The 11950-nt window shown below is 40.6% G+C and carries 10 protein-coding genes; 7 read left to right on the forward strand and 3 right to left on the reverse strand.

Annotation, left to right across the window (positions count from 1 at the left end; genetic code table 11):
* Positions 1-222 precede the first annotated feature (222 nt).
* Both rimO and DMZ48_RS15725 read right to left on the reverse strand, forming a co-directional pair.
* Entirely contained in the window at positions 223-1524 is a 1302-nt protein-coding gene (gene rimO / locus DMZ48_RS15720) for a 30S ribosomal protein S12 methylthiotransferase RimO (RefSeq protein WP_143956124.1), read from the reverse strand.
* A 212-nt stretch (positions 1525-1736) separates the two neighbouring features.
* Positions 1737-2789: a hypothetical protein gene (locus DMZ48_RS15725; protein ID WP_162558739.1), complete on the reverse strand. Its 1053-nt coding sequence runs from the start codon at positions 2787-2789 to the stop codon at positions 1737-1739.
* Between the two features lie 320 nt (positions 2790-3109).
* Here DMZ48_RS15725 and DMZ48_RS15730 point away from each other — a divergent pair, with 320 nt between their 5' ends.
* The 4 genes from DMZ48_RS15730 to DMZ48_RS15745 are packed head-to-tail and all read left to right on the forward strand — an operon-like array spanning position 3110 to position 5992.
* Entirely contained in the window at positions 3110-3655 is a 546-nt protein-coding gene (locus DMZ48_RS15730) for a hypothetical protein (protein ID WP_143956126.1), read from the forward strand.
* Positions 3652-4509 (forward strand): ABC transporter ATP-binding protein, encoded by an 858-nt coding sequence (locus tag DMZ48_RS15735; RefSeq protein WP_143956127.1) that lies wholly within the window; start codon positions 3652-3654, stop codon positions 4507-4509. The genes DMZ48_RS15730 and DMZ48_RS15735 overlap by 4 nt, the downstream gene beginning before the upstream one ends.
* The gene (locus DMZ48_RS15740; protein ID WP_143956128.1) at positions 4506-5339 is read left to right on the forward strand and encodes an ABC transporter permease; all 834 of its coding nucleotides are present in this window, start codon (positions 4506-4508) and stop codon (positions 5337-5339) included. Before DMZ48_RS15735 ends, DMZ48_RS15740 begins: the two co-directional genes overlap by 4 nt.
* The gene (locus DMZ48_RS15745; protein WP_143956129.1) at positions 5336-5992 is read left to right on the forward strand and encodes a hypothetical protein; all 657 of its coding nucleotides are present in this window, start codon (positions 5336-5338) and stop codon (positions 5990-5992) included. The genes DMZ48_RS15740 and DMZ48_RS15745 overlap by 4 nt, the downstream gene beginning before the upstream one ends.
* Before the next feature lie 343 nt (positions 5993-6335).
* On the opposite strand, the gene DMZ48_RS15750 is transcribed toward DMZ48_RS15745, so the two are convergent.
* Entirely contained in the window at positions 6336-8777 is a 2442-nt protein-coding gene (locus DMZ48_RS15750) for a M14 metallopeptidase family protein (protein ID WP_143956130.1), read from the reverse strand.
* Between the two features lie 216 nt (positions 8778-8993).
* Here DMZ48_RS15750 and bshC point away from each other — a divergent pair, with 216 nt between their 5' ends.
* From bshC to DMZ48_RS15765, 3 genes are all read left to right on the forward strand, one after another.
* On the forward strand, positions 8994-10613 hold the full coding sequence (gene bshC / locus DMZ48_RS15755; protein WP_143956131.1) for a bacillithiol biosynthesis cysteine-adding enzyme BshC: 1620 nt from the start codon (positions 8994-8996) through the stop codon (positions 10611-10613).
* 138 nt (positions 10614-10751) lie between these two features.
* Entirely contained in the window at positions 10752-11228 is a 477-nt protein-coding gene (locus DMZ48_RS15760; protein WP_162558740.1) for a VOC family protein, read from the forward strand.
* A 53-nt stretch (positions 11229-11281) separates the two neighbouring features.
* The gene (locus DMZ48_RS15765) at positions 11282-11866 is read left to right on the forward strand and encodes a GrpB family protein (RefSeq protein ID WP_143956133.1); all 585 of its coding nucleotides are present in this window, start codon (positions 11282-11284) and stop codon (positions 11864-11866) included.
* The last annotated feature ends 84 nt before the right edge of the window (positions 11867-11950 follow it).

Below are 11950 nucleotides of genomic sequence, written 5' to 3' on the forward strand. Positions count from 1 at the left end.
TGTGTTGGAGGGGCTCATTTGTTTTACTGGAGGTAAAAATCTTTTCGTCTGCTTGCGTACTGCGAAATGACAATCCCGCTCCCGAACTCTCGGAACAACTGTGAAGAAGGGGAGTGTCGTCGCTATTTGTGGCCTTTAGCCACAAATGCCAGAGTGACTTATATTGGAAGTGGCTTCGCTGGCTCAGATTTTGGAGCTGTCACAGCAAAACTATTTTTATGATTAAGCCGGCTTACCGTAAAGATCGAAATCACCTGCATCCTCGATAAGAATATCTGCGTATTCCCCTATCTTTAGGTAATACTGTGATGCGTCGATCAGTACCTCATTGTCCACATCAGGGGAGTCGAATTCAGAGCGACCTACAAAATAGTTGCCTTCCTTTCTGTCGATGATGCAACGATAGGTGTTTCCGATCTTCTCCTGATTGAGTTCCCAGGAGATCTGAGACTGGATATCCATGACTTCTGTTGCTCTTTGCTGCTTCACATCATCAGGAACATCGTCTACAAGATTATAGGCATGCGTATTTTCTTCATGACTGTATGTAAAACATCCAAGACGTTCAAATCTCATTTCCTTAACCCAATTCTTAAGAGTTTCAAAATCATCTTCGGTCTCCCCGGGATATCCTACGATTAGTGTTGTTCTGATCGCCATATCGGGTACCGCATTTCTGAACTCTTTCAAAAGTTTGGTAGTCTTTTCCTTAGTGGTTCCGCGTCTCATTGATTTCAGGATCGGATCAGCGATATGCTGTAAGGGAATATCCAAATAATTACAAACTTTGGGTTCTTCCTTCATTACATCCAGAACATCCATTGGAAAGCCTGTAGGAAAAGCATAGTGTAAACGGATCCATTCGATTCCTTCAACTTTTACCAATTCCTTCAACAGGTCAGCAAGTCGTCTTTTCTTATAAAGATCGAGACCGTAATAGGTTAGGTCCTGAGCGATCAGAATGAGTTCTTTGACTCCATTCGCAGCCAGTTTACTTGCTTCGGTCACCAGATCTTCGATCGGTGTACTGCGGTGTTTACCGCGCATTAAGGGTATCGCGCAAAAACTACAGGGACGATCACATCCCTCTGCGATTTTCAGATATGCATAGTTTTTTGGAGTCGTAGTTAAACGCTCTCCGATAAGTTCATGTTTATAATCTGCTCCTAAAGCTTTCAGGAGAAGCGGAAGATCAGAAGTTCCGAAGTATTGATCTACATCGGGTATTTCCTTTTCGAGATCCGGTTTATAACGTTCACTCAAACATCCTGTTACAAAAACCTTATCCACATCACCATTCTCCTTCTTATTGACAAAATCAAGAATCGTATTTACGCTTTCTTCCTTAGCATTATCGATAAATCCACAAGTATTGATCACCACGATATTCCCCTCTTGCTCATGTACAACATCCTTACCACTAGCCTTGAGTTGCCCCATCAATACCTCACTGTCATATACATTCTTAGAACAGCCAAGAGTCACAACATTAATCTTATTCTTTTTCAGGGATTTAGTACGCATATCTGATTTTTTACGGAGCGCAAAATTACAACAACATCAGGGATTTAGCTAATCATTGAACCAAATAATGTGGTTCTGCTGCACTTGCTCATCAAACTGAGCCTGCGACAACATTCTCCTTTGCCACAGTTGTCTCGTGAATTCGGGAGTGGGATCGTCACCTGTCAGTGCACAAGCAGACGAAAGGATTTTTACCTAATCGCTGAAATTCATTAACCGCGTCCGCGTCTAGGCATGTTTCTGGAAGGCATCTGCATAGGTTGGGTTCTTCTGTTGTTCATCGATGGGTAAGACGTTGAAGGTCTTGTTGATGGTCGGGTAGAAGGCATGGTGGTTTGCGGCCTTGTGGACGGTCTTGTCTGATGACTGGTGGAGGGCAATGTTGATGGGCGGGTAGAAGAACCTCTACCCGGTGTGGTAACAGTAGCCCTGTTATTTCTCACATTCGACCCCGATGATCTGGGTTGCCAGTCAGGATTGACGTTTCTATTGGTGTTCGGGATATCCCTGCGGTTGGCTGTATTCGTGTTCTCACGGGTTCTGGTGAGATCTCTTCGGTTCGTTACCCCTTCATTTCTGCGATTGAAGGATTGTTGCGGATTTCTGCTGGCATAATCATTTCTACTGAGGTCTCTCCGCATATTTACATTGGTATTCCTTCTTACATTGGTATAATGATAGGTGTGATTAACATTGATGTGCACGTGTACGTTTTGTCGGTATACATAGGGAGGGAACGGACGCCATGGATGAAAAAATGGAGGATAATAACCCCAGTACCACGGAGAATACCATGGACGGAACAACGGTCCCCAAAACCATGTAAAAATAATGGGAGGCCTAACATAAACCGGTTCTATGATATAATTTGGTCCGTACATATAAACATCACCCACGACTTGTACTTTGGTTGTGCCTGAAGTATCTTTCTCAACTTCGATAGTAGCAACATCCTGAAACTCATCTTTCCCAATAACTGCCTGTATCATCACAACCCGGGAACTTTTATCACTATCACTAACAACCCTGAGATAATCTACCTGTCCGTCATTGTTCAGATCGAGATTGGATAACTGAAGATCCGGATCATTCAGCTTCTTTTCAAAATCTTCCAGATCCTTCGATTCTCCAAACGCAGAAGCCACTGCTTCCAGATCAAGATTGTCACTGATGTCAGAACTTTTTGCCTCTATCGTGGTTTTATCCTGTGCAACGGAAATCGCTGAAATCAGCAGGGTGAAAACCAGTATGAAAATATGTTTCATCATGTATCTTTTTACAGGTAGAAAAGGGCTTATTCAGAGAAGAATTTGGGAACTGACATATATCATTTTGATTTTTTTTGTCAGTATTTAAATTTAAATCTAAAGATAATTAAAATTTTGTATTATATTAAAAATCAATAAATAACGGGTTGGTAAATGCAGATTGACACGTAGGTTCGGCGTGTTTGAATATTCTTGAATTTAGAAAGCGGGATTTTTCTATTAAAACATTTCAATGTAATTAACAGAATGTCTGAATTTTATTCATTTTTGTCGGGTTATTTATTGAATTAATTTAAGAAAAAATTAACTTTGACTAAATGAGTTTAGCATCCTTGCCATATCAACCCCATCCACTACTGTCTTACATCCGGGTAGGAAAATTATTGTATTATTCGATGTTCCTGTTTATTTTGGAATCATGGGTTTTTTATCGTTTGCTAATGCGCTCATTGGAAAAGGAACAAGCTTGGTGGATCGTTACCATCTGGACCATCTGTTTTCTATTTTCTTTTGTGCATATATTTTTGGTGCTCGCCGATGGTTGGTCGAGATACCAGAACTACAAACGGGCAAAGGATCTATTCTTTGAACATGGCTATCGTGACAAGATTGCAAGATTATACATTACCTCGAAATGTCAGCGTAGTGCTGCAATTGTGGCTGCCGACGAATTAGGAATCGCAGATCAGGTAAAGGAATACTATAAGTCTCAGGGCGTGAAATGGTTTCATTATGTACCTTATTTCATGCTCAATGATCCGTTGTTCTTCTTCAAAAATCACTTCTGGTCAAGAACCTTCCTCGAAGGAAATTACCAGGCTAAATACAACTATCGAAAGCTGCAAACTTCCGTTCATTTATGATCCTTGAAGGCCTTAATCTTTCCAAATCCTATGGTGACTTCAAAGTACTGCAGGATGTGAGTATTCATTGCAAACCCGGCGAGGTATGCGGTTTGGTAGGCGCAAATGGTGCCGGTAAAACCACCTTGTTTAAAATATTACTCGGACTTATAACCCCGGATTCGGGAACCGTTCATATCGAAAAAACCGGGAATAAGACTATAGGAGGGATCATTGAAAAACCGGCACTCTACGAATACCTGAATGCTTATGATAATCTTAAAGTATTCTGCAGAATTCAGGGGATACGTCCTGACCAGGCTTTTATGGAAGAATGTCTGGAAAGAGTAGGGCTCCCACTCGATAGAAAGGATGCAGTAAAGAATTTTTCTCTTGGGATGAAACAGCGACTGGGGATTGCCATAGCGTTACTTAATGATCCAAAATGTCTGATACTCGACGAGCCATTTTCCGGTCTGGATCCGATGGGCACCGAGAGGCTTCGGGATCTTATTCTCGGTTTGGCGCGGGAGCATGGTCTGGCCATCATCATATCGTCGCATATTCTCGATGAATTAAGTCGCACCTGCCAGCGGCTGTATGTGATCAGTAAAGGAAAGATCGTGAAGGAAGGCATGAGCAACGAATTGATAGCAAAGCATACGGAACATTTTAAACTATGCGGGGAAGGACTGGATAGTTCCGTTACGCTCAAAAACTATAGCGTTCAGTTTATCGGGAATTGTGTACGTGTCAAAATTGATTATTCCGGTATTCCTGAATTGCTGAAGGGATTGTCTTCGGAAAATATTAAGATTCATTCCTGCATACCGGAACTGGATATGGTTAAACTCTTTGACTTCGCTCCTCAATGATAATTGCCATTTTTACCACAGAACTCTATAAGTTGCTAAAGCAGGCTCGTACCTGGTATGCCCTGGGGGCCCTGTTATTGATTGAAGGTATTGTATTATTTGCCGCATACTACCAGGGAACGAATATCATCGATATCCTGTTGGATAACCTGAAACAGAATTTCTATTTTGAAGGTGATCTCGTAAATGGGAATCTCCTGATCTATCTTATTTTGAATACGATGTGGTTTCATTTGCCGCTGATCCTGATGATCGTGATTTCCGGGATGCTGACCTCAGAATACAAGGATCGTACACTCCAAACGGTAATGCTACAGCCTGTATCCAGAGCCGCATTTATTACAGGGAAATTTCTGGTGGCAATCGTATTTACCGTCTTTGTCGTAATCATGATGGCACTCTCCAGCTTTATCCTGTCATACAGTTTTTTTGGATCCGGAGATCTTATCGTTTATCTGGATACCCTAAATTTCTTTTCGGCAGACGATGCGCTTAAGAGACTATGCCTGGCCTATGCTGCAGGAACCTTCTCTATGGTTTTCTTTTCAGTAGCAAGCCTTACCATTGCGGTGATCTTTAAAGAGGCGACCAAGACCTGGATCGTCGCTGCGTTCTTCCTGATCATATGCAACCTACTGGTCAAAGTTGATCTCGGTTATGCGATTTTTGATGATTATTTCTTTGCGAAGCTTAATGATACCTGGCAATATTTCTTTTACTTCGATATCGACTGGTCGCGTATATTTATGAATTTATCACTGTTAACGGTCTATATAATATTGTTTATACTGGCAGGTGTGTTTATCTTTAAAAAAAATGATATAGGATGAGAAAAATGCTTTGTGCTTTTCTATACCTGGCCGTAAACATGGTCTCAGCTCAGGTAGTTGATCCGGACCTGCTTTTGGTTAAAGCCAGAATGGATTCTATCATCGGTTTTGAAGCCAATTTGGAATTAAAACTGGATGTGGAATTTATAAATATGCCCGCAAAATATGCCGTGATGAAATATGAAAAAGGAAAAATGATCGATTTCGATTCGGAAGACTTTGTCATGATTCCACGCAAAGGATTGGATTTTACTCTGGGAGAATTACTAAAGTATCCTGTGATTACCGTAGATCGGGGGATGGAAGTAGTGAATGGTGTATCATGCAAGATGATCAATGTAATTCCCGATGACCGTCGGGCTGACTTTTCGATCGCTGCCTTGTTGATCGATACTGCACGAAATCGGGTTATGCAATCGGAAATCACAACCCGTAAGCACGGCACTTACCTGATGGAATTCAAGTACCGGAGTAACAAGGACCCTTTGCCGGAACAGATCATTGTAAACTTCGAGATCGAGAAGATTCGAATTCCTCTGAGTTATATGGGAAAAGAGGCAGATGTTGATAAGGAGAGGATGAAAGCGGAAGGCCCAAAGACGGGGAGTATTATATTGAATATGAGCGATTACCAGATCGATTATCTCCAGTGACGGCCATCAAAGCCTTTGGCTTTGATGGCGTGACGATCCTGAAGGCTGGCGCCTTCACTTCCTAGTGTCGCGGTTTGTTTTGCTGGCACAAAACTCCCTTAAGTGACCTTACTGCTCGCTTCGCATTGCTTTTTTGGGTTCGCTTCGCATTGCCTGATAGAAAAAATATGATTTAAGCCAATATTTCATCAAACATTGGTCTCAAAACTATTACTGTCATAGAAAAAGCGCAAATTTTAAAATTCGTTCTCAAAGTCCCTTAAAAAGCTCAACTCTCAACTCTCAACACTCAATTCTCAACTCTTAATTCATAATTCATAATTCTTAACTCATAACGCTGCCCTCAATCTACCATAAAGATCGCATTGGCGAAAAAGAGTTTTCCGTTTTCCCAGAAAGCTCTGAAAACAGGATTGTCGACCAGATAAACAGCGGTACCTCTTCCCATTCCGGTAGATCCGAAAACGAGACTGTTTTCCTGAGTTTTAAGTGCTTCACTCCCCGCAAATCCTGCAACAGGCTTGGCCTCAGCCCCGATGTATGCGGCTGAGCCATTGGTTAGGGTCTCAAAGGCTATACCGTCTAGTTTTAAACTAAAATAGTCATCACCATATCCGTAAGCTAACGGATTGGTGTTATCAACTTTAGTTTTGAAGATAGCTCCGGTAATCATATTCTTGATATAGGAGCGCTGTCTTGACGAATAAGGTACCGGTAGTTCCGGTTCTTCCTCTTTCGATTCTTGTTCTTTGATCTTTAATCCAAAATCCTCGTCCTCTGCCAGGGAAGAAAGACTCTGGCCGATAGCGATCAGTTTACCACCTTTTTTCACCCAGGATTTAATTTGATCCCTGCGTTGTTCACTGATGTTGTTCGCTTCGGGAAGGATCAGAATATCGTAATGATTAAGGTCGACACGATTGAAATAAGAATCGTCAATTACAGTTACAGGAAACTTTAGTTGTTGCTCAAAGAAATGCCAGATCTCACCGAAGTTCAGCGTGGAAACACTTCCTCCTGAAAGCATCGCGATCTTTGGATTTTTGATCAGTTGCACCGCACTGGACCCAAAGTCCTTTCCACTATCAACGAAACCGCTGTTGGTAGTGAACAATGATTTATTGAATTTCTTCGCAATCTCCGGGATCAGGGTATCAAAATCCGTGATGGAAGCGTTATCGGATCGGGTGATGATCAGTGATCCGTTGTCAAATTCATTTTGCCCGATTCTGAATTCTTCATGGTTCGTACGTACCTTAATATTTTTTGTCAATAAAGCACTGAGAAATTTAGCATCATTGATCGAATGCCATTCGGTAACATAGGCATAGATATTTGTACCCGATGCGATTTCCGGAGAAAATTGAGAAGTAGTACGGTCGGTCGGTATCAATTTTTCAGAAGCCAGGGCATTCAGGCCATAGGCATAGGGTAATGACCAGGCCGTGATGTCATAGGTTAGTGAGTCTGATAATTTTGTATTAGGTTCGAAAAGCACTTTTACAAGTGTGCCCTTAGGTTGGTCGGTACTGATTACTAATTTTTCGCTCCCTGATTCTATTCTTCCTTTTTCCTCGGAATTGAATTTTATTCCATCGATCTGTTTATCAGTAAATCCATAAGTTATTCCGTGGGCGTCTAAAAGTTTTGAAAGCGTATTGATCATTGAAGGATCTCCCGTCATTGCATAGGAGTGATATTTATAATTCTGAGATCTGTGGAAATTCCTGAATTCTGTAATGAGGCGGTCTGCATGGGTAGAAGCCATTTCAACGGTGGAGAGACCAGTGGTAAAGTGATGATCGATCCTGTCATTGAGTGTCAGGGTATCTTCGGAAGCGGTAATTACTCCAAGGCCGGCTCTGCCGCTACCTCCTTGTTCATAGGTCATACCAATACTTCCGTTATAGATAGGATAGGTGTCTCCATAGCTCGGATAAAGCAGGTCGAAAACTTCCTTTGTAAAATAGAACCAACCATTCGCATCGAAATAACGGGCATGATTCTTTCCGATAATAAGCTGAAATTCTTTCTGCCAGTCGGTGATTACTTCATGCATCGGTTCAGAAGCTGGAGCAAAGAAATACGGGTTGTTAATTCCCTGTTCATGAAAATCGACATGAATGTGAGGGACCCATTGCGAAAACTGAGCTATTCTTTGCTGACTTTCTACTTGTGTAAGCCAGGCCCAATCGCGATTCAGATCGAAAAGGTAATGATTTGGTCTGCCAGAGGCCCAGGGTTCATGATGTTCCCTGGAATCGGGATTTACATTATTTGGGTGATTGCGATTTTGATTGTACCAGTTCACATACCGGTCACGACCATCAGGGTTTATACAGGGGTCGATGATCACAACGGTGTTCTTTAGCCAGTTTGAGTGAGATTTAAGTAGTTCATAAGCAGTCTTCATTGAGGCTTCTGTACTTACACTTTCGTTGCCGTGAACATTATAGCTCAGCCATACAATTGCGGTGTCGGTATCTCCCTTCCCGGACATGTTCTCCTGATGAAGCTTTTTGATGGTTTCAAGGTTGCTGATATTCTCCGGAGACGATAAAACGGCTAATAAAAGTTCCCTGCCTTCATAAGTCTTGCCATAAGGAATCAGTTTTACCTGATCCGGTAAGGTTTCAGCCAGGTATTCATAGTAATCGATGACCTGATGGTGACGGGAGAATTCACTCCCAAGATGATATCCCAGAAAATCAGAAGGAGATTGAATCTTTTGTGCGGTTACGATCGAACACAAAAAAATAAATAGTAGCGCAGTTTTAATATTCATGTCAGGTTGGTATACTTTTCTCAAATCTACTAATTAATTTTGTAGTTTATATCTTAACTAATTTTTAGGAATAGAAAGTACAAAGTATTTTATCTTTACTTTTTTGAAAGTGAGGTTATGTGACGGAAGAATAGTTCTTTTGAACCGGTAACGATCCCGTTCATTTTTCAGCGAAACGTCCTGATAACCACCGCCTAAAGAATTTCGCAAACGACTATGCCAGCAAACTATATTCCCTTTAAAGAAACAGGATATTTTTCAACCCTGATCTGTGATTATCTGGATCAGTATGAGCCTTTAAGGGAGCTTTACGGTCAATTCCCCGGGATTGAAGAATTCGGGAAACAGCTCGAGGAGAAGAAGGAATCTTATACCGCCGGTCAAAGGGAGGTTCTTGTGACTTCCTTAAGAGCACAATATGCAGATATCCAGTTAACTGATCCAACTGCAAATCATCTCGATCTTCTCGAAAATAAAAATACGTTCACGATCGTTACAGGGCATCAGTTGAATCTTTTTACCGGGCCGCTGTATTTTCTCTATAAGATTATTTCTACGATCAATCTTTGTAAGCGATTAAAGCAAGCTTATCCTGAAAATAACTTTGTTCCTGTCTATTGGATGGCGACAGAAGATCATGATTTTGAAGAGATCAATTACTTCAATTATAAAGGGAAAAAGTTTCAATGGCAGGGACCTGAAAATGCCGTTGATAACAATGCAGGAGCTGTAGGTAGAATAGAGACCAATGGTCTTGAAGAGGTTTTTGAACTTTTCAATCTGGAACTGGGTCAGGGTAAAGCAGCGGATACCTTACGGGAATTGTTTACAAAAGCGTATTTGCAAGGGTATACTTTAAGTAAGGCTACTCGCTTACTGGTGAATGAACTCTTTGGAAACGAAGGACTGGTGATTCTTGACGGAGATGATGCAAAGCTGAAATCACTTTTTATTCCTGTAATGGAAAAGGAATTAAAGGAGAATTTTGTGTCTGAAAATGTAGCGGAAAGTAATGCAAAACTGAATGACATCGATGGTTCCTATAAGATTCAGGTAAATCCGAGAGAGATTAATCTGTTCTATCTGGATGAGGGTTTAAGAGAACGAATCATTGAAACTGAAAATAAATTTTTGGTTAATAATTCAGATCTGGAATATTCAAAGGAAGAACTCCTCGATCTTCTTCATACGTCTCCGGAGAAATTTTCTCCAAATGTTTTGATGCGTCCGATGTTTCAGGAGGTGATCCTGCCTAACCTGTGTTATATCGGTGGTGGGGGGGAACTCGCTTACTGGCTGCAGTTAAAGAAAGCTTTTCATGCTGCTTCACTGGTTTTCCCGGTTTTGTTATTACGCAATTCAGTATTGATTAAGGAAGGAAAGCAGGCAGAGAAACTTGAAAAATTACATATTAGCGATCGTCAGTTGTTCCTGAACAATCATAGTTTTATCAATAAAAAGGTAAGAGAGATCAGCGATATCGATATTGACTTTACTCCACAAAGAGAACTTCTTAAAGAGCAATTTAGATCGATGTATGAGCTGGCAGAGAAAACTGATGCCTCTTTTTTGGGTGCAGTAAAGGCTCAGGAAGTAAAACAACTGAAAGGGCTCGATCATTTGGAAAAGCGATTGCTTAAAGCACAGAAGCGAAAATTATCGGATGAAGTGAACCGAATGATGGACCTTCGCAATGCTTTATTTCCAGGTGATTCTTTACAGGAGCGTACCGCTAATTTTTCTGAGTTTTATGAAACCTTTGAAGATGCTTTAATACCGACACTACTCCAGGAACTGGATCCCTTAAGAGCAGATTTTGTCGTACTGACCCTGTGATCGGGATCTCGTTTTATGGGTCAGATCGATTCCTTTACCTTTTAAAAGTACCGCCTGAATAGGTTTCGGAACCCCGAGGTCAGTAGTTGTAGGCAGCCATTTTAATTTTGTATCTTCATGAAATATAATAGTCTACACATGAGGATTCTGTTTTTGTATTTACTTTTTTTATTCGCTGTATTTCCGGCAAAAGCTCAGACGATCAAGCCTTTTGGAGCAGCTATTTATGTGGACGATCTGGAGCGTGCCTCTGAATGGTATCAGGACATTTTTGATGTGACTTCCACAAATAAAATATCATATCCCGAACTGAATAATTTAAACATAGAAATTCTCAACAATGAATATCTTCAGTTTGAACTGGTGGAAAGAGACAATTCCTTTTCCATTTACGAACTGGAACCTGATTACAATATTAGAGAGAAGCCATTAAGAGGGTTTTATAAATTAGCCTTTCAGGTGGAGGATATTGAGTATCTCTATGAACAGATACAGGCAAAACAAGTTGAGATTCATTTTGAACTTACTACCGATTCGGAATTTGGCATAAAAACATTTATAATAAGAGATCCAGGCAATAATCTGCTTCAGTTTATCGAAATTATTTCTAAATAATGACACTTTATGAATGACCTTTCCAGTTTAAAACTGGCATCGTTTAATGAAAAATGAAAAATACCGTGACAATCATTATTGAACCCTTTAGTCTTCAGTGGGAGAAGCATTTTTCATCGTTACAAGCCTATTTACTCCAATATTTGGAAAACGATATTCTAAACATAGAGCATGTGGGTAGTACTGCGGTTCCAGGAATGAGTGCTAAACCCGTCATTGATCTGGATATTGTGATCAGTAATGATAATACCGTTATGAAAAGGGTAATCGATAAACTGGAAATGCTCGGCTATCAGCATTGTGGCGAAATGGGGATTTCTGGAAGAGAAGCCTTTAAGAGAAGAAGTTCAAAAGTTCGTGTTACCGATTCAAATAAGGAATGGTTTAAACATCATCTCTACCTCTGTAAAGAAGGCAGTGTAGGCTTACGTAATCATTTGGCTTTAAAAAAACATCTGCTCGAAAATCCTCAAATGGTTGTAGAATATAGTGCATTGAAGCGGGAGCTTGCAATGAAATATCCAAATGATATGGAGGCTTATATCGAGGGTAAAACCGAATTTATTCTGAACATTCTGAAAATAGAGGGGTTAAGTGGTGATGATCTGGATCTTATCAAAAAGGAGAATGAGATGTAGGAAATTCAAGGCGGTTAAGTAATAAATATCGTTAACTTAGTGCAATTTTATATTTGTATTAATAGGTGATCTAAAGACTTATAC

This window comes from Robertkochia solimangrovi (assembly GCF_007279655.1).
Classification (GTDB): Bacteria; Bacteroidota; Bacteroidia; order Flavobacteriales; family Flavobacteriaceae; genus Robertkochia; species Robertkochia solimangrovi.